The following is a 22,401-nucleotide window of genomic DNA, read 5'->3' on the forward strand; positions in this document are numbered from 1 at the left end:
TGGCTGCTCACCGCGGAGCCGCGGTGAGGTCTCAGACCTCGACGGAGTGCCGGCCCGGCTCGCGGTAGAGCGAGTACAGCGGTCCGACGATGCGGTCGGCCGCCGGGTAGGAGAACCATGCCGGGCCGCCGAGCCGCTCCTGCGTTTCCTCGCTGAGGTGCACGCGCGCGTCGTGCTCGCCGACCGGCGCGGGCCCGAGGCGGACCAGGTCCAGGTCGTGCTCGAGCGAGGTGCGCACGCCGTGCTCACCGATCCGTCCGTGCGAGAGCGTCTCCACGTCGAGCCCCGTGACGAGCACCTTGGCCGCGACCACGCCGTCGACCTCGGTCACCGCGGCCAGCACGTCGTGGCCGTCGAGGGCGGCCAGCAGGTGGGCCAACGTGCCCGCCGGTGACGGGTCGGTGAGGGCCGGTCCGGGCGGCGTCAGGGCGGCGACGGTGGTCGTGCGGCTGGTGTCCGGAGCGACCAGGTCGGCCAGCTCCGCGGTGGGCAGCTCGGCCCAGCCGCGCATCGCCGCCACCGCGCGCTCGTCGCCCGGGTGCGGGTCGAGGTGGTCGCGGTACGCCGCCGGCATGAGGGCCCGGGCCGCGTCGGCCCGGCCGAAGCAGAAGGCCTTGCGCGCCCGTGAGTTGGCCAGCTCGAGCAGCGCCTTGACCAGGCTGGTGGCCGGGTCCGGGTGCGCGGCCTCACCGCACGCGGTGACCACGATCTTGTCGGCGGGCGCCTCGTCCCGCGCCACGGCGTACGTCGAGCAGACGCCGAGCTCGCTGGCCGCGAGCTTGAGCACGGGGTCGATCCCGCTCGCCCGCAGCCGGCCGAGCAGGTCCAGCACCGCCGGCGGCAACCCCTCCTCCGGCACCACCGGCGAGAGCCGGTCGAGCGCGCGGAACCTCAGCCCGTTGGTGTGGCGCTGCAGCACCTCGCCGATGCCGTGCGCGACGGCCCGGTCGGCGTCCAGCCCGGCGCCGAGCCCGTTGGTGACCGGAGGCAGCAGGGGGGCGGGCGCGCCGGCGAGCTCGCCGGCGTCGCTGGCCGCCATCTCCACGGGGACCCGGACCGGTGCGCCGGTCCGCACGTCGGCGAACGTCACCCACTCCACCGGCCGGTCCTCCGACCAGTCCGCGCCGGCCGGGAGCGCGAGCGTCCGCGGGTCGACGACCCCCTCCGCGCCGTAGCGGCGCACCAGGTCGCGCCGGCTGCCGGTCTCGGCGGCCCGCCGGAGCCGCGCGACGCCCTGGGCGCCGACCACCCCCTCCACCAGCTCGCCCAGGCCGCCGACCCGAGCCGCCTCCGGGGTCGCGGCGTACCCGTTGCCGTGGTGGGTCAGCGCCCCGTCCACGAGCAGCGAGCAGCTGGTCACGGGGAGGCCGGTGCGGTCCAGGGCGTCGATGCGGAAGTCGACCACCGTCCCGAACCGGCCCAGCACCTCGGTGTAGGCGCCGACGACGTCGCTCAGGCCGGTCTCCGCGCTGTCCGTCACCTCGTCGGGGTACCCAGCCGAGGTGACCAGGGCCGACCACGAGCACGACTTCAGCGACGCCGACCGCGACAGCGACGCGGACCCCTCGGCGCTGCGGCGGCTGGTGATCGACCAGTTCCTCGAGCCGGGCGGTGCCGCGGTCCGGCTGTTCACCACCGCGACGCTGGGCGAGGCGGGGGAGGACCCGTTCTCCAGCGACGCCTACGCCCGGCAGTCGGCCCAGGGCGAGGGGATGGTGGCCGGCACCGAGCCGCTGACCGGGTCGCCGGTGATCGCGGTGAACTACCACGAGATCGCGGAGGAGAACCGCGGCGCGGTCGAGGAGCGGCTGCGGCGGCTGCGCGACCTGGGCCCGGTCCTCGACCCCGACGTCGACGTCACCGGGGCGCACGGCCCGCGGATCGTGGTGGGCGTCTACGACTGCTACCGCGACGCCACCCTCCACGCCACCGACCTGTGCCACCGGCTCGGGCTGCGCGCCTGGGTCTTCCCGGTCTTCGAGGCCGGTGACGAGCCCGGCACCGCCGGCGTCACCGACGCCGAGCTGGCCGACATCGCCGAGGTCCACGAGCTCGGCTTCCACACGGCCAGCCACGTCCGCGTCGACCAGGTCGGCGAGGCGAACGTCGACCGCGAGGTCCGCGACGTGGTCGCCCGGCTGACCGAGCTGGCCGGCCGCCCGCCGCGGCTCGGCGCCTGGCGCGGCGGCTCCCGCTGGGACGAGCGCCACCTCGGCGACCGCGTCCTGCGCGAGCTGGGCGTGCGGTACGTGATGAGCAACTGGGCCCTGGAGCGGGTCGGTCGGTGACCCACCCCTAGGGGTGGTGGCAGTGGGTTGGACTGCACCCGCAGGGGTACCAGCGCGCATGACGATCAGCCGGCGGGCGCTCCTCGGGACCGCCGGTGCCGCCGCTCTGGCCGGTCTCACGTCGGGCTGTCGCGGACTCACCGAGCGCGTCTCGACGACCAGCGGCGGCAGCCGGAACACGCTCACCTTCCAGACCTGGGGCGCGGACGCCGAGGCGGCGGCGTTCCAGAAGCTGGTCTCGCAGTTCGAGGACGCCCACCGCGGCGTCACCGTCGACCTGCAGGTCGTGCCCTACTCCGAGATGTTCACCGGCATCGACGCAGGGCTCCAGTCGGGCACCGCGCCGGACGTCTTCCGCGTGGACTACCTGACCATGGGGCTCTACTCCAGCACCGACCAGCTGCTCGACGTCACCGACGCCCTCGGCTCGCTCGACGCCACGCTCGGCGACGACCTGCTGCCCGGCCTGGCCCGCGCGGTGCAGTACGACGGCCGCACCTACGGCGTGCCGCAGCAGACCGACACCAGCGCGGTGCTGGTCCGCACCGACGCACTCGCGGCGGCCGGCCTCACCGCCCTGCCGGACTCGCTCGACGCGGCGTGGTCGTGGGAGGAGTTCGGCGACGTCGCCGACCAGCTCGCCGACGGCCTCGACGACGGGCGGCTGCCCTTCGCGGTCAACTGGCAGCAGGCCGGCGCCTACCGCTGGCTCAGCTGGCTGTTCCAGGCCGACGGCCGCCTCTACGACGAGGGCCTGGACGGCTCGGCCATCGACTCCGACGCCGGCCGCAAGGCCCTGGAGTTCACCGCGTCGTTCTTCGAGCGCGGCTGGGTGCCGCAGGGCACGTCGACCAAGGGCGCGACGTACCCCGACACGCTCTTCGCCTCCGGCGACCTGGCCATGCTGTTCGCGGGCAACTTCCTGCTCCCCACGCTCCAGGACACCATCGGCGACCGGTTCGAGTACGTCGCGACGTACCCGCCCCGCGACGTGCGGGCCGCCGGCGACCTCGGCGGCAACGCGCTGGTGGCGACCAGGACCGCACGCAACCCGGAGCTGGCCGCCGAGTTCCTCTCCTTCATGGCCGGCCGCGACCAGATGGCGGCGTTCTGCGCCGAGGCGGTGCTGCTGCCGACCCGGCAGTCGCTCATCGAGCAGGGGCTGGAGTTCGCGGTGCGACCCGACCTGATGCCGGTCTTCCTCGACCAGGCCACCACCCTCACCGAGGAGGACATCGCGCAGGTGACCACGCCGACGTTCGCCGAGATCAACCTCGCCCTGCAGAACGAGCTCGAGGAGACCTTCGTGGGTGGCCGCTCGATCGACGACACCCTGAGTGCCCTGGCCGACGCGGTCGCCGAGACCACGAGCCTCACGTCGTGAGCGTCGCCGAGCCGGTGTCCGGCACCGCCCCCCGCGCCTCCGACGAGCTGGTCCGCGACGGGGCCACGCCACCGCGGACCACCCGGTCCGCCCGGCTCCGCGAGGCGGTCGCGGCCTGGACCTTCCTCTCGCCCAACCTGCTGCTGCTCGCCGTCTTCCTGTTCCTGCCGCTGGTGTGGGCCGTGCTGCTGTCCTTCCAGCGCGCCCGCTCCTTCGGGCCCTCGTCGTGGGCCGGGCTGGCCAACTACGAGCGGCTGCTGCAGGACGGCGTGTTCTGGCGCTCGCTGCTCAACACCGTGATCTTCACCGCGGCCACCGTGCCGCTGAGCGTGCTCATCGGCCTCGGCCTCGCGCTGCTCATGGACAAGGCCCTGCCGGCCCGCGGGCTGTTCCGGACCGTGGTCTACCTCCCGATCGTGGTCAGCACGCTGGTCACCTCGCTGGTCGGGCTGCTGCTCTTCGACGAGTCGATCGGCGTGCTCAACGGCATGCTGGCCGACCTCGGCGTCGGGCCGGTCTCGTGGCAGACCGACGGCACGCTCGCGATGGTCTCGGTCGTCCTCATGACGCTGTGGACCCGCGTCGGGTTCGCGATGGTCGTCTACCTCGCCGCCCTGCAGGACGTGCCCGAGGACGTCGTGGAGGCGGCCCGCGTCGACGGCGCCGGCAGCTGGGCGACGGTCCGGCAGATCGTGGTGCCCATGCTGCGCTCGACCACGCTGTTCCTCGTCGTGGTCAACGTGATCTGGTCCTTCCAGATCTTCGACGTGGTCTACGTGATGACCAACGGCGGCCCGGGCTACGCGACCTCGATGCTGGTGACCTACGCCTACGAGGAGGGCTTCGGCCCGCCGCGCAACTTCGGGTACGGCGCCACGGTCGGCGTCGTGCTGTTCCTTCTGACCCTGGTCATCACCCTGGTGCAGTTCCGCATCCAGCGGCGCTCCGGAGAGGAGTCCTGAGGTGCCCACCTGGCTGAGGTTCACGATCTGCACGGTCGTCACCGCGGTGATGGCGTTCCCGCTCTACGCGATGGTCGTGGTGGCGTTCACGCCCAAGGAGGCCATCTTCGACGGCGGCAGCCACCTGTGGCCGAGCGCCTGGACCACGCAGAACTTCCGCAACCTCTTCGACCAGTTCCCGGTGTGGACCTGGTTCGGCAACTCGCTGGTCGTGGCCGGGCTGACCACGCTGCTCTCGGTCTCGGTCAACCTGGCCGCGGGCTTCGCGCTGGCCAAGCTCCGCTTCCGCGGTCGCACGGTCGTGTTCGTCCTGGTCCTCAGCACGCTCATGGTCCCGGCCCAGGCGATCATGATCCCGCAGTTCAAGGTGGTCTCCGCGCTCGGGCTGTTCGGCCTTTTCTGGGCGGTGATCCTCCCGTCGGCCTCGACCGCGCTCGGGGTCTTCCTGGCCCGCCAGTTCATGCTCTCGATCCCCGACGAGCTGCTCGAGGCGGCCAAGATGGACGGCTGCACGCCGTTCGGGACCTTCGTGCGCGTCGTGCTGCCGCTGTGCAAGCCGCTCATCGCGGTGATGACCCTGCTCGCCTTCATGAGCCAGTGGAACGACTTCCTGTGGCCGCTCATCACACTGCGCGTGCCCGACCTCTACACACTGCCGGTCTCGCTGCGCTTCCTGCAGGGCCAGTACGACGCCGACTACGGCGGGCTGATGGCCATGGCGCTGATGTCGTGCCTGCCGCTGGTCGTGCTGTTCGTGGTGCTCCAGCGCTACTTCGTGGCCGGCTTCGCGCGCTCCGGGATCAAGTAGCCGTCCCTGCGTCGGGCGTGATGGGTGACAAACGCCCGTGCGCCCGGGACAGGTGATCGCGCACAATCGTCGTTCGTGGGACACGTCGACGTCGCAGGGGTGAGTTTCGAGCTGCCCGACGGGCGGGTGCTGCTCGACGACGTGTCCTTCCGCGTGGGCGAGGGCGCCAAGGTCGCGCTGGTCGGCGCCAACGGCGCCGGCAAGACCACGCTGCTGAAGATCGTCACCGGCGACCTGACCCCCCACGCCGGTGCGGTCACCCGCAGCGGCGGCCTGGGCGTGATGCGCCAGATGGTCGGCGCCGGCCTGGGCCCGGACGCCACCGTGGCCGACCTGCTGCTCAGCGTCAGCCCGCCGCGCGTCCGCGCGGCCGCGGCCGCCGTGCACCGCTGCGAGCTCACGCTCATGGAGGCCGACGACGAGAAGAGCCAGATGGCCTACGCCGAGGCGCTCGCGGAGTACGCCGACGCCGGCGGCTACGACGTCGAGGTGGTCTGGGACGTCTGCACCGTCGCCGGTCTCGGCGTGGCCTACGAGAAGGCGAAGTACCGCGAGCTGCGCACCCTGTCCGGCGGCGAGCAGAAGCGGCTGGTCCTGGAGTTCCTGCTCCGCGGCCCCGACCAGGTGCTGCTGCTCGACGAGCCGGACAACTTCCTCGACGTGCCCGGCAAGATCTGGCTCGAGCACCGGATCCGCGAGTCCGAGAAGACGATCCTCTACGTCAGCCACGACCGCGAGCTGCTCGACAACACCGCGACCCGCGTGGTGACCGTCGAGCTCGGCGCCGCCGGCAACACGGTGTGGACGCACCCGGGCGGCTTCTCGTCGTACCACGAGGCCAGGAAGGACCGGTTCGCGCGCTTCGAGGAGATGCGCAAGCGCTGGGACGAGGAGCACGCCAAGATCAAGGCGCTGGTGCTCCGGCTCAAGATCAAGTCGGAGTACAACGACGGCATGGCCAGCCAGTACAAGGCGGCCCAGACCCGGCTCCGCAAGTTCGAGGAGGCCGGGCCGCCGATGGAGCAGCCGCGCGAGCAGCAGGTGCAGATGCGCCTCAAGGGCGGTCGCACCGGCAAGCGCGCCGTCGTCTGCGAGCAGCTCGAGCTCACCGGGCTGATGCAGCCCTTCGACCTCGAGGTCTGGTACGGCGAGCGCGTGGCCGTGCTCGGCTCCAACGGCTCCGGCAAGTCGCACTTCCTGCGGCTGCTCGCGGCCGGCGGGTCCGACCCCGACGTCGAGCACCGCCCGGTCGAGGACGTCGCGATCGAGCCGGTCCGCCACCGCGGGAAGGCCAAGCTGGGCGCCCGCGTCCGGCCGGGCTGGTTCGTGCAGACCCACGAGCACCCCGAGCTGGTCGGGCGCACCCTCGTCGAGATCCTGCACCGCGGCGACGGCCGGCCCGACGGACGAACCGGCATGGGCCGCGAGCAGGCCGCGCGGGTGCTGGACCGCTACGAGCTGGCGCACGCCGCCGAGCAGCGCTTCGAGTCGCTCAGCGGCGGCCAGCAGGCGCGCTTCCAGATCCTGCTGCTCGAGCTCTCCGGCGCCACCCTGCTGCTGCTCGACGAGCCCACCGACAACCTCGACGTGCAGTCCGCCGAGGCCCTCGAAGCCGGGCTCGAGGCGTTCGACGGCACGGTCGTCGCCGTCACCCACGACCGGTGGTTCGCCCGCGGCTTCGACCGGTTCCTGGTCTACGGCGAGGACGGCTCGGTCTACGAGTCGCCCACGCCGGTCTGGGACGAGGGCCGCGTGGCGCGCGCGCGGTGAGCCTGCGCATCGAGGCCGTCGACCCGGCCGACCCGGCCGGCTTCGCGCCGTTCTACGAGGTGTACGCCGCCGCCTGCCGGCACGGCGCGGCCGGCGAGTTCGCCACCGTGTGGCAGCCCGAGGAGCTCCGGCTCGCGCTGACCGACGACGAGCGGACCTTCCGGCTCGGGTGGAACGGCTGGCTGGGCGACCGGGTGGTGGCCACCGGGTGGCTGCAGGGCTCGAAGCTGGACAACCTCGACCTCGCGGACGTGCTGGTCTGCTGCCCGCCACAGGACCGCGGCCGCGGCCACGCCGCCGAGCTGCTCTCCCACGTCGAGGGGCAGGCGCGGGCCCGGGGCCGGTCCCGCCTGGTCGGCGAGGTGACCTGGCCCTCCGCGTGGGGCGGGGCGGGCGCCGGCTCCGAGGACCTGGCCTGGGCGCGGCGGCAGGGCTTCGCGCTCGGGCTCGTCGACGTGCAGCGCCGGCTCGCGCTCCCCGTGGCCGAGGCCCACCTGGACGCGCTGGCCGCCGAGGCCGCCCCGCACCACGCGGCCTACTCGCTGCGGTCCTTCACCGGTCCGGTGCCCGGCGACCTGGTCGAGCAGTGGGCGGCGCTGGCCGCGACCCTCATGACCGAGGCGCCGATGGGCGACATCGAGCGCGAGGCCGAGCACCCGGGCGTCGACGCGCTCCGGGCGGGCGAGGCGCTGCTGGCCGCGCAGGGCCGGGTCAAGGTCAGCACCGGCGCGCTGAGCGCCGACGGGGAGCTGGTCGCCTACACCGACATCGCGGTGACCGTCCACGAGTCCGAGCGCGCCTACCAGTGGGGCACGCTCGTGAGCCCGGCCCACCGAGGCCACCGGCTCGGGCTCGCGGTCAAGGTGGCCAACCTGCGGCTGCTGCAGGAGTCCCACCCGCAGCTCACGACCGTGGTCACCTACAACGCCGACGTCAACGCCCCGATGGTCGCGGTCAACGGGCACCTCGGCTTCCGGCCCGTGGCCTGGCTGGGCGAGCTGCAGAAGCGGCTCTGACCCCCACACGCACCGAACCGCCCCCGCCCGGTAGGGCGGGGGCGGCTCGTCTCGGAGGTGAGGGTGGGGCTCCGCGGCTGCGGCTTTGACGGACCCGGTTGCGACCGCGGAGCCCCACCTCTCGGTGCCCGCCGTCGTCGCTCGGCGGGCGTCTTGCGGAGGCGTCTAGGAGTTGGACGCCTCCGAATCTGAGTCGAGGGTCAAGGTGGCCGTCTTGGCCTGGCCCTCGTGGGTGTAGGTGACGGTGACCTGGTCGCCGGGCCGGTAGGACCGGATGGTGGCGATCAGCGAGTCGGCGTCGGTGATGAGGTGGTCGTCGACCTTGGTGATGACGTCACCGGCGGCGATGCCGGCCTTCTGGGCCGTCGAGCCGTCGTTGACCTGCTGGATGGTCGCGCCGTCCGACAGCGTGGCGCCGTCCTGCTGCGCGGAGCTCTGCGCGACCGAGACGCCGAGCCGGGCGTGGGTCGGGGTCTCGCCCTTGGCCATCTGGGCCACGATCGGCATGACCTCGTCCATCGGGATCGCGAAGCCGACGCCGATGTTGCCGCTCTCGCCGCCCGCGCTCTGCCCGGCCGTCGCGATGGCCGCGTTGATGCCGACCACGTTGCCGTTCAGGTCGACCAGCGCACCGCCGGAGTTGCCGGGGTTGATAGCCGCGTCGGTCTGGATCGCGGGGTAGACGGTCGCGTTCTGCTGCTCGTCGGTGCCCACGTTGACCGGGCGGTTGAGCGCGCTGACGATGCCGCTGGTCACCGTGGCCTGCAGGCCGAGCGGCGAGCCGATGGCCACGACGCCCTGGCCGACCTGGAGGTCGGTGGACGTGCCGATGGTGGCCGGCGTGAGCCCGGAGACGCCCTGGGCCTGGATGAGCGCGGTGTCGGTCAGCGGGTCGGTGCCCAGGATGGTGGCGTCGGCGTGGCTGCCGTCGTTGAAGGTGACCGTGAGCTTGCCGTCGTTGCCGGCCAGCGCGACCACGTGGTTGTTGGTCAGGATCTGGCCGTCGGAGCTGAGGATGATGCCCGAGCCGGACCCGGCGCCCTGCGCGCCGCTCACGTCGATCTTGACGACCGACGGCAGCACCTTCGCGGCCACGGCCTCGACGCTGTCGGTGCCGGCGGGCGAAGAGGGAGCGTCGACGACCTTGGAGGTCTTCACCGGGCTGGTGGCCACGGCGGAGCTGTTGCCGCCGCCGTCGTCCTGCCAGGCGGAGTACGCCGCGGCGCCGCCGACCCCGGCGCCACCGCCGACGACGAGCGCGGCGGCGACGATGCCGGCCGCGAACGCCGAGCGGCGCCGGCGGGACTCGCGCACCAGGGGCGAGGGGCCGACAGGCCCCTGGGCCGGACCCGGAGCGGGCTGGGTGGCGTACGGGTTGGTCTGCGGGGCCGGGGTGGCCGGGCGCCAGGCCGGCGGGTTGCCGGGCGGCGGGGGGAGCGGGTTGGTGTCGCCGGAGTCGTTCACGATCACCACGGTGCCGCCGGGATCTGTGACCATCCTGAGACCTGGCTGGGTGGTTCAGAAGAACAGGACGCGCGTCCCTCGGCCTCGGGACGCCGGTCCGGCCACGATGACGTCGTGCTGAAGATCCCCGCGCTCGTCCTCGCCGCCACCCTCGTCCTGGGTGGCGGCGCCGCCTCCGCCGTCGTCCAGCACGGCGGCCCCGGCGACGACACCCTCAACGGCACCAAGCGGGCAGACACCCTGCGCGGCCAGAACGGCGACGACCGGCTGCAGGGCTTCGGCGGTGACGACCTCCTCCTCGGCGGCGACGGCGACGACGTCCTCAAGGGCGGGCCCGGCCTCGACGACATGGGCGGCGGCGCGGGTGACGACTTCCTGGTCGGCGCGTTCGACGAGGACGACGACCGCCTCTACGGCGGCCCGGGCGACGACATCGTGAGCGGCTACCGCAGCGACCAGCTCACCGGCGGCAGCGGCGACGACCGGATGGTGATCATCGACCCGCAGCCCGGCGCCTTCGTCCTGTGCGGCTCCGGCGAGGACACGGTCGTCGCCGAGGGTCGGCCGCCGGCCGGCACCATCGCCCAGGACTGCGAGCACCTGCGGGTCGGCTGACCCTTGAACCACCGTGTGCGCCCGGTCACACTGCAGCATGACCGTGGCCGAGTCGACGCCCGACCAGACGCCTGCTCCCGCTGACCCGACGTACGTCGACGACCGGCTGGCCCACTGGGCCGAGCACCGGCCGGACGGGCTCGCCTTCACCTACGGCGAGCGCAGCTGGACCTGGCGCGAGTGGGAGGACCGGGTCCGCCGCTGCGCCGGCGGGCTCCGGGCCCTCGGCGTGCGCCGCGGCGACGTGGTCGCCTTCCTCGACAAGAACCACCCGGCCTGCGTCGAGCTCTCGCTCGCAGCCGCCTCGCTGGGCGCGGCCAACGCCATCGTCAACTGGCGCTCGGCCGGCGACGAGGTCGACTACGCGGTCAACGACTCCGGCGCCAAGGTCCTGCTCGTCGGCAGCGAGCTGGTGCCCACCATCGACAAGATCCGCGAGCGCCTCACCCACGTCGAGAAGATCATCGAGGTCACCCCGGACGGCGCCGAGGGCGACGAGTACGAGGCGTTCCTGGCCGCCTCGCCGCGGGTGGCCCGGCAGGACGACGTCGAGCCCGACGACATCTGCCTGGTCATGTACTCCTCCGGCACCACCGGGCGGCCCAAGGGCGTCACGCTCAGCCAGGCCAACATGGTCGCCCACACCCGAAACGCCCACGACGGGTGGACCTTCGAGCCCGGCGACCGGTGCATGGTCTCGATGCCGCTGTTCCACGTCGGCGGCTCGTCGTACGTGCTGTTCCCCATCAACGACGGCGTCCCGTCGTACATGACCCGCGACCCCGACGGCGCGTCGCTCGCCGGGGCGATCATGCACGGCGCCAACCGGACCTTCCTGGTGCCGGCCGTGCTCGCCCAGGTGCTGCAGGCCGGGCCCGATGCGATCAAGCTGTTCGGCGCGCTCAAGACCTACACCTACGGCGCCGCCCCGATGCCGCCGCCGCTGCTGCGCGCGGCCATGGAGGCGTGGCCGGACACCGACTTCCTCCAGGTCTACGGCCTGACCGAGGTGGCCGGCGTGGCCACCCAGCTCTCGGCCGAGGACCACCGGACGGCCGTGGCGTCCGGCCACCCCGAGCGCCTGGTCTCCGCGGGCAAGCCGATCCCCGAGGTCGAGCTCAAGGTCGTCGACCCCGCCACGCTCGAGGAGCTGCCCGCCGGCGGGCACGGTGAGCTGTGGCTGCGCACCCCGCAGCTGTTCCGCGGCTACCTCGGCAAGCCCGAGGCCACCGCCGAGGTGATCACCGAGGACGGCTGGTTCCGCACCGGCGACATGGGCAAGGTCGACGCCGACGGCTACGTCTTCGTCGAGGACCGGCTCAAGGACATGATCATCACCGGCGGCGAGAACGTGTACTCACCCGAGGTCGAGCGCGTCCTGGCCGAGCACCCCGCCGTCATGGAGGTCGCCGTCATCGGCGTCCCCGACGACACCTGGGGCGAGTCGGTCAAGGCCGTCGTCGCCCTCAAGCCCGACACCACCGCGACCGAGGACGAGCTCATCGCCTGGTGCCGCGAGTCGCTGGCGCGCTTCAAGTGCCCACGCTCGGTCGACGTCCTCGAGGCGCTGCCCCGCAACCCGACCGGCAAGATCCTCAAGCGCGAGCTGCGCAAGCCCTACTGGGACGGTCGCGACCGGGCGGTCAACTAGCCGGCCACCCACGTCCGCAGCAGGTGCTCGCACTCGGTCAGCTGCGCGGTCGGCACGTGCTCCTCGCGGGTGTGCGCGAGGAGCGGGTCGCCGGGTCCGAAGGTGACGGCCGGGGTGCCGAGCCCGGCCAGCAGCCGCGCCGCGGTCCGGTCGGTGGCGGGCACCGGCTCGGTGCCGAGGGCTGAGGCGAACGCCGCCACGGCCGCGCTCTCGCCGAGCTCATCGTCCACCTCGACACCGGCGCCGGTCGGCTCGAGCACGACGGCCAGGTCGCCGCGGAGCACGTCCGGCCGCTTGCGCGCCAGCGCCTCGAGCCCGCTCTCCCCGTCGCCCTCCTCGCCGGACCAGAACACGTACGTCGCGTCGCGGCCGGTGTCGGCCAGGGCTGCGACCTTCAGCGCCACCGCGAGCCCGCCCTTGGCGTCGCAGGCGCCCAGCCCGAACAGCCGGCCCATCTCGACGTAGGCCAGCACCTCGTCCTCGCCGTCACCCGGCACCGTGTCGAGGTGCCCGGCGACGACGACGCGCTCCGCGCGGCCGAGCGCGGAGCGGGCGACGACGGTGTCCCCGAACCGCTCGACGTCCAGGTGCGGCAGCGTCCGCAGGGCCTGCTCGACAGAGTCGGCGAGCGGCCCCTCGGCACCGGTGAGGGACTCCACGTTGACCAGGCCCATGGTCAGCGAGACCACGTCGAGAGCCAGGGGGAGGGGCATCACGAAGTCGGGCACGCCGGCCACCCTCTCAGCCCGGAGCAGGCTCGAAGGGACGCCGGGCCATCTCTTCATCGTTGTTGGGGTCAACCAACCCCGGGCGTTCGACGTCCGTTCACCTGGGCCGACTCGACTCCTCCCGCCACGGGGTGGCCGTCCTCGGACGGTCGGCCGCCGCGTGCCCGTCCCGTGGTCAGGGACCCCTCGTGCAGCACGACAGCAACAGGAAAGTGGAGCCAGATGATCGACGTGCGGTCCGCTCGAGCCCTCGGTGCGCTGATCGCCGCCGTCCTGGGGGTGTGCACCCTCGGGCTGCTCGCCCCGAGCGCACCGGCCGCCGCGGCCGCGCCCACCCCGAGCGACCTGGTCATCGCCGCGGTCTGGGGCGCCAACTCCGACACCGGCCAGTGGACCAACGACTGGGTCGAGCTCTACAACCCCACCGACCACGACATCGTGCTCGGCACCAATGACGGCGGCACGGTGACGTCGAACTACTACCAGTGCTACCGCGCCAACGCCGCGGCCACGCAGAAGTGCTCGACCACGGTCGGCCTCTACGGCACGGTCAAGGCGCACCACTACTTCCTGGTCTGGTACCCCAGCAAGAACACCGCCGGCGTCACCTACACCTACCCGCCGGGACTCACTCCCGACGTGGACTTCGCCAAGAAGACGGCGGCCAACGGCCAGCAGGTCGGCACCGACATGGGCGGGTGCAACACCGGGGGCCAGCTGTTGCTGCTCAACTCGGCCACCGCCGGTGCGGCGACCTTCAAGGGCGACCTGTCCTCGCCGGCCGCGAGGGCGGCCGGCGTGGTCGACGGCCTCGGCTGGACCGCGAACGGCAGCACCCAGCCCGACGCGGCCGAGACCAACGGCAACGCCACCATCACCGGCGTCCAGAGCGGGACGACCAACGGCTGCGTCCTGGCCCGCACGCTGGTCGACGGCACCCCGCTCGACACCGACGTCAACCGCACCGACATCGCCCCGGTCGCGCCCGCGTCGTTCACCGTCCACTCCCAGATCAGCGACCACGTCGCCGTGGCCCCCGTCGCCGACACCACGGTCAGCCGCGGCGAGACCATGCCCCCGCTCCAGGTCCAGGGCAGCAAGGGCACCGGCGCGCTCACCTACGACGCGACCGGTCTGCCCGACGGGCTCGCCCTCGACCACGCCAGCGGCGTCATCAGCGGTACGCCGGCCGCGGGCGTCGCGCTCCAGGGCTACCCGGTCACCGTCACGGTCACCGACTCCTCGCCGACCGGCGCCGAGACCGCGACGACGACGTTCACGCTCACCGTCAGCAGCACCCTGCGGGTGGACCCGCTCGCCGACACCTCGGTGCGCAAGGGCGAGGCGCTGGCGCCGATCCAGGTCGGCGCGCACGGCGGCGTCCCCGGCTACCACTACGCGGCGACCGACCTCCCGACCGGCGTGGGCATCGACGCCGACTCCGGCCGGATCAGCGGTACGCCGACCGGCCCGGCCGGCCGCTACCGCGCCCACGTGACGGTCACCGACAGCGGTGCGGGCCAGGCCGCACAGTCGGTCACCGTCGACCTCACCCTCGTCGTGAAGCCCCCGACCGCACCTCCGGCCGGGGGCGACCCGCTCGCCGGGTTGCGGATCAACGAGGTGCACGCCACCGGGACGCCGGCCCAGGACTGGGTCGAGCTCGTCAACACCGGAGCGGCCGTGGCCGGGGCCTCGGTGCGGCTCGCCGACCGGGGCGGCGACACCGCGACCGTCACCGTCGGCGACGTGCCCGCCGGCGGGTTCGCGGTCGTCGAGGGCTCCGTCCTGCACGCGGCCGGCGTCGACCTCGCCGCCGACGACACCCTCGACCTGACCGAGACCGACGACACGGTGCTCGACGAGACCGCGTGGTCGGCGCACCCCACCACCTCGTGGGCGCGCTACCCCGACGGCACCGGCGACTTCACCACGTCGAAGGAGCCGACCAAGGGCGCCGCCAACGCGGTCCCCGCGACGTACGCCACCGACCACCTGGTCGTGGCCGCGGTCTTCGGTGCGAACTCCGACACCGCGCGGTGGACCAACGACTGGGTCGAGCTCTACAACCCCACCGACGCCCCGATCGTCCTGGGGACCGTCGACACCTCGACGACGCCGAGCACGGTCACCTCGAACTACGCGCTGTGCTACCGCAGCTACTCGGTGACCGGCGCCTGCAACCTGGTCCAGCTCTCCGGCACGGTCCAGCCGCACCACCACTTCTTCGTCTGGTACGGCAACGCCCACACCCCGGCCGACCACGGCACCTTTCCGGCCGGGTTCACCCCCGACCTGGACGCGTCGGTCAAGACGCCCGGGAACGGCAACCAGGCCGGCAGCAACATGGGCGGCTGCAACACCGGTGGTCAGCTCCAGCTGCTCGACGCGACCAGGACGACGACCGCCTTCAACGGCGACCTCGCCTCGCCCGCGGCCCGGGCCGCGGGCGTGGTGGACGGCGTCGGCTGGATGAACGCCTCCACCAACCAGCCGGTCTCCGCGGAGAGCGCGGGCTCGCCCCGCGTGAGCGGCGTCGACTCCGGCACCAACAACACCTGCGTCGTGGCCCGCCGCTCCGCGCACGGCTTCCTCGTCGACTCCGACGCCAACCGCACCGACTTCGCGCCGGTCGCGGACCTCGACTCCTTCCCGGCCCGGTCGCAGCACGACGAGCGCGTGAGCGTCTCGCCCGTGGCCGACGCCGAGCTCTCGATCGGCGAGGCGATGGACCCGATCCGGGTCGAGGCACAGGCCGTCTTCGGAGACCTGGTCTTCTCCGCCGAGGGCCTGCCGGGCGGGCTCACCGTGGACCCGCACACCGGGGTCGTCAGCGGCACGCCCGACGCCGCCGACGAGGCGCGCGCCTACCCGGTCACCGTCACCGTCTCCGACGCCGTGCCGAGCGACACCGCCACCGTGACGTTCACCCTCACCCTCGGCACGCAGCTGCGCCTGGAGCCGGTCGCTGACCGATCGGTCCAGCGCGGCACCCCGCTCACCGTCGCCCTGCGGGCCCACGGTGGCTCCGCGCCCTACACCTTCGCGGCCACCGGGCTGCCCGCCGGCGTCACCCTGGACCCGGCCACCGGCGCCCTCAGCGGCACGCCGACCGGCGCCCTCGGGCGCTACGCCGTGCACGTGACGGTCACCGACAGCGCCACCACCCCCGCCACGGTCGCCCGCGACCTCGCCCTCGTCGTGCTGCCGCCGGCGGGCGGCCCCGCCGCGGGCGACCCGCTCGCCGGGCTGCGCCTCAACGAGGTCGTGGCCACCGGGGACCCGGCCCGCGACTGGGTCGAGCTGGTCAACACCGGTGCCGCCGTCACCGGCGCGTCCCTGGCCCTCGAGGACAGCGCGGGGGAGACCTATGCGCTCCCGGCCCAGGCGATCGCGGGCGGCGGGTTCGTGGTCGTCGACAGCGCGGCCCTCGTGGCCGCCGGCCTGCACCTGGCCGCGGACGACACGCTCTACCTGACCGAGGCCGACGGCACGCTGCTCGACCAGACCACGTATGCGTCGTACCCGCCGACCTCGTGGGCCCGCACCACCGACGGCACCGGCGCGTTCGGCGTCTCGGCGTACCCGACCAAGGGCCAGCCCAACGCCGGCGCCCCGGTCATCGCGCCCAACGACCTGCTGGTCACCGAGGTCAACTACGACAACAACTCCACCGACTACTACGAGTACAGCGAGGTCACCAACACCACCGACCACCCCATCGACTTCGCGGCGTACGGGCTGAGCCTTCGCAAGAGCGGGGCGATCATGACGCTGCACGACCCGGCGGACACGTCGCAGGCGTCGCCGGTGGTGGACCCGGTGATCCCGGCCCACGGCACCCGGCTGTTCTGGTGGGTCGAGAACCAGTACTTCGGGGTCAAGACGACCGCGCAGTTCCGCGCCAACTACGGGCTGGCCGCGTCCACGCCGGTGGTGCTGGTCTACGGGTTCTCCTCGATGGCCAACTCCGGTGGCGACCACTCCTTCGACGTCTCGGTCAACCAGGGCGGCACGCTGATCTCGCGGGCCTCCGTCGACACCCCGTGCGCGGCCGGCACCTTCAACGGCGCCTCGGTGTGCCCGGCGACCAACAACAACTACGCCGAGCACTACCGCGTGCCCGCCGACCGCACCGTCGCCGACGCGACGGTCTGGTACAACTCGCTCGCGGCCGGCGGCGACGACGTCAACCACCCGCTCGGGACCCGGCTGAGCACGCCCACCACGGTCGACCTCGAGCAGCTCGGTGCCACCCGCGCGGTCAGGATCGCCTCGGTGTCGGGCGACATCACGCTGCACAACACCGGCACGGCGCCGGTGGACCTGACCGGCTACGTCCTGCAGAAGAACGCGGCGGGCGCGACCTACCCCCTGCCGGCCGGGACCACCGTCGCCGGCGGGGCCGACCTCGTCGTCACGGCGGCGGACTCCGGGCTGAGCCTCGCGGACCGCGACTACCTCACGCTCCTGGCGCCGCGCGGCTACGCCTACTCCGACGGCGTGGGCATCGCCGACACCACCGGCCCGCTGCTCCGGGCGCTGCCGTACGACGCGAGCTCGGGCCAGGACCCGGTCATCGACCCGACCACCGGTCTGCCCCTACCGCCGGCCGGCGGGCTCTACCGGCCCGCGGGCATCTCGGCCCGCAACGGCACGGTCTACGTCTCCAACACCGGCGACAACGTCCTGGCCACCATGGCCGACGGGTCCAACACCGTCATCGCCGGCTCGCTCGAGGGCCACGGCGACGTCGGCGACGAGGGCCCGGCGGTCGACGCCTTCCTCTACCAGCCCGGCGGCCTGGCCGAGGACGCGCAGGGCAACGTCTACGTCGCCGACAGCGGCGACAACGTGGTCCGCAAGATCACCGCCGACGGCGTGATCCACCGCTTCGCCGGCACCGGCGTCGCCGGCGGCCCCGGCGCCGCGGTCACGCCGACCAGCACGCCGCTGACGGTCAACCTCTGGCACCCGAATGACGTGGCCGTCGACGCCGCCGGCAACGTGTTCATCGCCGACACCTCCGACAACCGCGTCCTCGAGGTCACCGTGGCCGGCGCGGTGGAGGTCCTGGCCGGCACCGGCCGGGGCGGGTACGCCGGCGACGGCGCCGCCGCCACCTCGGCCCGGCTCGCGCAGCCGGCCGGCGTCGCGGTCGACGCCCACGACAACGTCTACGTCGCGGACTCGTCCAACAACGTCATCCGGCGGGTCGACGCGACGAGCGGGGTCATCACCACCGTGGCCGGCGACTACGCCGCGGGCCTGGCCCAGGGCACCTGCCTCGGCGGCTACGGCGGCGACGGCGGCCCCGCGACCTCCGCCCGGCTCAACGACCCGCAGGGCGTCGCGCTGGACGGCGCGGGCGACCTGTTCATCGCCGACACGCTCAACCACGCGATCCGGCAGGTCGACCCCGACGGCACCATCACGACCCTGGTCAACGACGGTGCCGTGCCCGGCGCCGGCAACACCAGCCCGGTCGGCGGCGGCTCGATCCCCTCGCGGACCCGGCTCAACACGCCGTACGCCGTCGCGGTCGACCCGGTGACCGACGTCCTCTACATCGCCGACACCAAGAACAACGTCGTCGAGGAGGTCCTGCACGCGGCCCGTGCTGGCGGGGCGGCCGGACCGCTCGAGCCGGTCGACCAGATCCCGGTCACCGGCTCCGGCTCGGCGGGCACGGCCTGCGCCGTGCTGGCCAACGGCCCGGTCGCCTCGGCGGCCGCGCCCAGCGTCACCGGCACCCGGGTGGTGGGGTCGACCCTGACCGCCGACCCCGGGCAGTGGACGCCGACGCCGGACTCCTTCACCTACCAGTGGCTGCGCGACGGCGTGGCGATCCCCGGCGCCGAGCAGGCGTCGTACACCACCACCGCGGCCGACGGCGGCCACGTGGTCTCCGTCGCGGTGACCGCGGTCAAGGCGGAGTTCGCCCCGGCCAGCGCCACCTCGGCGGCGGTGCCGATCGCACCGGCCACCGCGCCGACGCTCACCACGGGCACGCCGACCCTCTCGGCCCCGGTCAGGGTGGGGGTCGAGGTGACCGCATCGCCCGGCTCCTGGCGGGCCGGCTCGGCCGGCGTCACGTCGTTCGCCTTCCAGTGGCTGCGCGACGGCGTGGCCATCCCGGGGGCGACGGGGCCGAGCTACACGCCCACCGCGGCCGACCGCCCGGGCGCCCTGTCGGTCACCGTGACGGGCACCTACGCCGGCTACCAGACCGCGACGGCGGGCTCCGCGGCCGTGCCGGTCCGGGCCGGTCGGCTCGAGGCCCGCCGGCCGCAGGTCCGCGGCCGGGCCGCGGTCGGCCACCGGCTGCACGCCCGGGCCGGACGCTGGAAGGCCGGCCCGTCGGCCCTGGCCGACCGGCACCTGCACTACCAGTGGTTCGCCGACGGTGAGCGCATCGCCGGCGCGACCGGGGCGCGCTACCTGGTGCGCCCGCAGGACCGCGGCGCCCGCCTGAGCGTCGAGGTCACCGGCTCCGCGCCGGGCTACGCCACGACCACGAGGTCCTCCCGGCCCACCCGCGCCGTCACCGCGCGCTGACCCACGACCCGCCACCGCCCAGCACAGCGAGAGAAGAAGCCATGACCGACACCACCACCCCGCCGCTCGACGTCCGGCCCTCGCGCCGGTCGGTGATCATGGGCGCGGCCGCGGTCGCCGGAGCCGCCGGGATGTCGGGCCTGCTGCCCGAGAGCCTGGCCTCGGCCGCCGTCGCACCGGCCGCGGCGTCGTTCGACCTGTCCGAGGTCAAGCACGTCGTCTACGTGATGCAGGAGAACCGGTCCTTCGACCACTACTTCGGCACCTTCCCGGGCGTGCGCGGCTTCGACGACCCGACGGCGATGACCCTGCCCAACGGCAACTCGGTCTTCCAGCAGCCCGACCCGGCCAACCCCAACGGCTACCTGCGGCCCTTCCACATGGACACCGCCAGCACCGCGGCGGCCGCCGTACCGTCGCTGTCGCACGACTGGCGCGACCAGCACGCGTCGTGGAACAAGGGCGCGATGGACGGGTGGCTGCACACCCACCTCGCCGCGGACGGTGCGGTCAAGGGCTCCTACACGATGGGCTACATGCTCCAGGAGGACATCCCGTTCCACTGGGCGCTGGCCGAGCACTTCACCCTGCTCGACAACTACCACTGCTCGGTGCTCGGGCCGACCTACCCCAACCGGGCCGTGTGGATGTCCGGCACCCACGACCCCCAGGGGACCAAGGGCGGCCCGATCCTGGAGACGGTGAAGCCCAACACCCTGCAGTGGCTCTCGGCCGCGGAGGTGCTGTACAACGCGGGCTACACGGTGAAGACCTACACCAGCTCCGGGTCCTACAACTACTTCAGCTGGTGGAAGAACCTCACCGCCAAGGGCATGGTCGACGACCAGCTCTACAACCGGCTGATGAGCAACGGCACACTGTTCGGCAACGGCACGCCGGGCGGCGCCGGCGACCCGCTCAACCCGACCAAGGCTGCGACGGGCTACCTCGGCTTCGAGGAGGACTGCCGCAACGGCACCCTGGCCGACGTCACCTGGCTGTTCCCCGACGGGCCCTACGCCTCTGATGAGCACCCGCCGAACACCCCGGCCGCCGGCGCCTACTTCCTCGCCTCCAAGCTCGAGGCGCTGGCCGCGAACCCGGAGCTGTGGAACTCGACGGTCTTCGTCATCAACTACGACGAGAACGACGGCTTCTTCGACCACGTCGCCCCGCCGATCCCGGACCCCGACCTCTACCCGGAGGAGTACGTCAAGGTCCCGTCCCCGCGGGGTACGCCGGGCGGCGGGCTCCCGGCCGGTGCCGGCTTCCGGGTGCCGTGCCTGGTCATCTCCCCGTGGACCGTCGGCGGCCACGTCTACTCCCAGGTCTCCGACCACACCTCGCCGCTGCAGCTCATCGAGGCGGTGACCGCGGCCGGCGGACTCGACCTGGGCACCCCCACCCGCGGGCTGAGCGCCAAGCAGCCGGTCACCTTCGAGGCGATCACGGCGTGGCGGCGGGCGACGTTCGACGACCTGGTCGGCGTGTTCCACGCCGAGGCGCTGGCCGCGCCGAGCGACCAGGAGTTCGGCCACGACGTGCGTGAGGCGAACTACCAGGCGCAGCTGGCGGCTTCCTCCCAGGCCATGCCGACGGTGCCCGGGGCCGTGCAGCCCGTCGTGCACCAGGACCCGGTGCCGGGCTCGGCGGCCCCCGCCGGCGCCGCGGCCGACGCGCCGCAGGACGAGCCGTACGCGCCGTCGAGCGCCGTCAGCCGGGTCCGGGTCACCGACAGCGTGCCCGTCGGCCGCCGCGCGGTCCTGACCCTGCGGGGCGGTCGCTCGGGCTCCGCGGTCGTCGTGCGCAGCGCGCGCGGTCAGGTCGTGGCCCGCACGCACGTCCCGGCGAGCGGGCGCGCCGAGCTCAGGCTGCCCACGGACCGGATGGCGCCGGGCCGGCACGGCTTCACGGTGATGTACGTCGACGCCGACGGCCAGCACCACACCACGAACCTCAAGGTGCGGGTGACGCCGCGGCACCGCTGATCTCGGGCAGCCGCCACTGGTGCCAGGGCGACGTGCGGTCGCCGAGCAGGGTGGTCACCACCTGCTCGCGCACCCAGGTCGCCCGGGTCACCGCGGGCGCCAGCGCGTCGCGTGGCCAGGCCAGCGGCGTCGCGCCGGACTGGAAGACCGGCATCATCAGCCGGGTCCACCACTGGTACCACCGCACGTGCGCGGCCCGGTGTGCGGCGTACGCCGTGAGGGCGCGCTCCAGCGTCGGCTCGGTGGCCAGCGCGTGGTGCAGGGTCCAGGCGTCGGCCAGCGCGAGCGAGGTGCCGGTGCCGAGCTGGGGGCTCATCGCGTGCGCGGCGTCGCCGACCAGGACCGCGGCGCCGGGGTGCGCGAGGCGGTACGGCGTGCGCACGACCACGTCGCGGTAGGTGGCCGGCAGCAGGTGGTCGACCCGGTCGAGCAGCGGCGCCATCGGGCCGGCCAGAGGCCGGGCGGCCGCCCGCCAGGCCTCGAGGTCGCCGTGCGTGCGCGCCGGGTCGCGCTCGGACCAGAAGACCGAGACCTGCTCGAGGCCCGTCGGCAGCACACCGAGGTAGTGGCGGGTCCCGCGCAGGCTCTGGAACAGCTCGTCGGTGCACAGGCCGTCCGGGTCCTCGACGATGGACCACAGCGCGCCGTAGGCGTAGGGGCGGTCCCGCGCGGCCACGCCCATGCTGCGTCGCACGGGGGAGCGGCTGCCGTCGCCGCCCACCACGAGGTCGTAGGTGCCGCGGTCGCCGGTCTCGGTCTCGACGGCCACCCCGTCCGGGGCAGGGCGGGCGCCGGTGACGCGGACGCCGAGCTCGACCGGGATGCCGCGGCGGCGCACCTCGGCCAGCAGGAGCGCGAACAACGTCCCGCGGTGCACGCCGAGCGCCGGCACCGAGCCGGGCACCTCGGCGTACGACACGTCGACCAGGCGGCGACCGCGCGACGTGCGGATGTCGACGCGCGAGACCTCGCGCGACCGCGTGCGCAGCGGCTGAAGCAGGCCGAGCCGCTCGAGGACCTGCTGGCCCATGTGCTGCAGCCAGATCCCGGCGCCGACCGGGCGCGGGTCCTCGGCCTGCTCGAGGACGACCACGTCGTGGCCCCGGTCGGCGAGCAGGCAGGCCAGCGTCGAGCCGGCCATGCCCAGGCCGACGACCGCGATGCGCATT

The 22,401-nt window shown here is 73.6% G+C and carries 14 protein-coding genes; 10 read left to right on the forward strand and 4 right to left on the reverse strand.

Annotated features, from left to right (window positions below; genetic code table 11):
• Window positions 1-31: 31 nt before the first annotated feature.
• Complete coding sequence (locus G5V58_RS02385) at window positions 32-1,480, reverse strand: YcaO-like family protein (protein ID WP_165228434.1); 1,449 nt, start codon at window positions 1,478-1,480, stop codon at window positions 32-34.
• 22 nt (window positions 1,481-1,502) lie between these two features.
• On the opposite strand from G5V58_RS02385, the gene G5V58_RS02390 reads away from it, so the two are divergent.
• The 6 genes from G5V58_RS02390 (at window position 1,503) to G5V58_RS02415 (ending at window position 8,228) form a co-directional block, all read left to right on the forward strand.
• Window positions 1,503-2,288, forward strand: coding sequence for a polysaccharide deacetylase family protein (locus G5V58_RS02390; protein WP_165228436.1), 786 nt, complete (start codon window positions 1,503-1,505; stop codon window positions 2,286-2,288).
• A gap of 58 nt (window positions 2,289-2,346) precedes the next feature.
• Window positions 2,347-3,672 (forward strand): ABC transporter substrate-binding protein, encoded by a 1,326-nt coding sequence (locus G5V58_RS02395; protein ID WP_165228438.1) that lies wholly within the window; start codon window positions 2,347-2,349, stop codon window positions 3,670-3,672.
• The gene (locus G5V58_RS02400) at window positions 3,669-4,634 is read left to right on the forward strand and encodes a carbohydrate ABC transporter permease (RefSeq protein ID WP_230487015.1); all 966 of its coding nucleotides are present in this window, start codon (window positions 3,669-3,671) and stop codon (window positions 4,632-4,634) included. The genes G5V58_RS02395 and G5V58_RS02400 overlap by 4 nt, the downstream gene beginning before the upstream one ends.
• 1 nt (window position 4,635) lies before the next feature.
• The gene (locus G5V58_RS02405; protein ID WP_230487016.1) at window positions 4,636-5,442 is read left to right on the forward strand and encodes a carbohydrate ABC transporter permease; all 807 of its coding nucleotides are present in this window, start codon (window positions 4,636-4,638) and stop codon (window positions 5,440-5,442) included.
• A gap of 75 nt (window positions 5,443-5,517) precedes the next feature.
• Entirely contained in the window at window positions 5,518-7,212 is a 1,695-nt protein-coding gene (locus G5V58_RS02410) for an ABC-F family ATP-binding cassette domain-containing protein (protein WP_165228440.1), read from the forward strand.
• The gene (locus tag G5V58_RS02415; RefSeq protein ID WP_165228442.1) at window positions 7,209-8,228 is read left to right on the forward strand and encodes a GNAT family N-acetyltransferase; all 1,020 of its coding nucleotides are present in this window, start codon (window positions 7,209-7,211) and stop codon (window positions 8,226-8,228) included. The genes G5V58_RS02410 and G5V58_RS02415 overlap by 4 nt, the downstream gene beginning before the upstream one ends.
• Before the next feature lie 165 nt (window positions 8,229-8,393).
• Here the strand turns inward: G5V58_RS02415 and G5V58_RS02420 are convergent, their stop codons facing one another.
• Window positions 8,394-9,692, reverse strand: coding sequence for a S1C family serine protease (locus G5V58_RS02420; protein ID WP_230487017.1), 1,299 nt, complete (start codon window positions 9,690-9,692; stop codon window positions 8,394-8,396).
• Window positions 9,693-9,806: 114 nt separating this feature from the next.
• On the opposite strand from G5V58_RS02420, the gene G5V58_RS02425 reads away from it, so the two are divergent.
• Both G5V58_RS02425 and G5V58_RS02430 read left to right on the forward strand, forming a co-directional pair.
• Window positions 9,807-10,307, forward strand: coding sequence for a hypothetical protein (locus tag G5V58_RS02425; RefSeq protein ID WP_165228446.1), 501 nt, complete (start codon window positions 9,807-9,809; stop codon window positions 10,305-10,307).
• Between the two features lie 37 nt (window positions 10,308-10,344).
• The gene (locus G5V58_RS02430) at window positions 10,345-11,958 is read left to right on the forward strand and encodes a long-chain-fatty-acid--CoA ligase (protein WP_165228448.1); all 1,614 of its coding nucleotides are present in this window, start codon (window positions 10,345-10,347) and stop codon (window positions 11,956-11,958) included.
• Here G5V58_RS02430 and G5V58_RS02435 read toward each other — a convergent pair.
• A complete protein-coding gene (locus tag G5V58_RS02435; protein ID WP_230487018.1) occupies window positions 11,955-12,686 on the reverse strand; it encodes a M20/M25/M40 family metallo-hydrolase in 732 nt (243 codons plus the stop codon). The genes G5V58_RS02430 and G5V58_RS02435 overlap by 4 nt on opposite strands.
• A gap of 222 nt (window positions 12,687-12,908) precedes the next feature.
• Between G5V58_RS02435 and G5V58_RS02440 the strand changes: the two genes are divergently transcribed.
• Together G5V58_RS02440 and G5V58_RS02445 are read left to right on the forward strand one after the other, a co-directional pair.
• Complete coding sequence (locus tag G5V58_RS02440) at window positions 12,909-19,244, forward strand: putative Ig domain-containing protein (RefSeq protein WP_165228450.1); 6,336 nt, start codon at window positions 12,909-12,911, stop codon at window positions 19,242-19,244.
• A gap of 41 nt (window positions 19,245-19,285) precedes the next feature.
• Window positions 19,286-21,232 (forward strand): phospholipase C, encoded by a 1,947-nt coding sequence (locus tag G5V58_RS02445; RefSeq protein ID WP_165228452.1) that lies wholly within the window; start codon window positions 19,286-19,288, stop codon window positions 21,230-21,232.
• On the opposite strand, the gene G5V58_RS02450 is transcribed toward G5V58_RS02445, so the two are convergent.
• Window positions 21,201-22,400: an FAD-dependent oxidoreductase gene (locus tag G5V58_RS02450; protein ID WP_165228454.1), complete on the reverse strand. Its 1,200-nt coding sequence runs from the start codon at window positions 22,398-22,400 to the stop codon at window positions 21,201-21,203. The two genes, G5V58_RS02445 and G5V58_RS02450, sit on opposite strands and share 32 nt — an antisense overlap.
• Window position 22,401: the final 1 nt, after the last annotated feature.

The organism is Nocardioides anomalus (assembly GCF_011046535.1).
GTDB lineage: Bacteria > Actinomycetota > Actinomycetes > Propionibacteriales > Nocardioidaceae > Nocardioides > Nocardioides anomalus.

Coding starts and splice junctions, on each gene's coding strand:
- G5V58_RS02395 (WP_165228438.1), top strand. CDS start 2,347: ATGACGATCAGCCGGCGGGCGCTCCTCGGGACCGCCGGTGCCGCCGCT.
- G5V58_RS02430 (WP_165228448.1), top strand. CDS start 10,345: ATGACCGTGGCCGAGTCGACGCCCGACCAGACGCCTGCTCCCGCTGAC.
- G5V58_RS02440 (WP_165228450.1), top strand. CDS start 12,909: ATGATCGACGTGCGGTCCGCTCGAGCCCTCGGTGCGCTGATCGCCGCC.
- G5V58_RS02445 (WP_165228452.1), top strand. CDS start 19,286: ATGACCGACACCACCACCCCGCCGCTCGACGTCCGGCCCTCGCGCCGG.
- G5V58_RS02450 (WP_165228454.1), bottom strand. CDS start 22,400: ATGCGCATCGCGGTCGTCGGCCTGGGCATGGCCGGCTCGACGCTGGCC.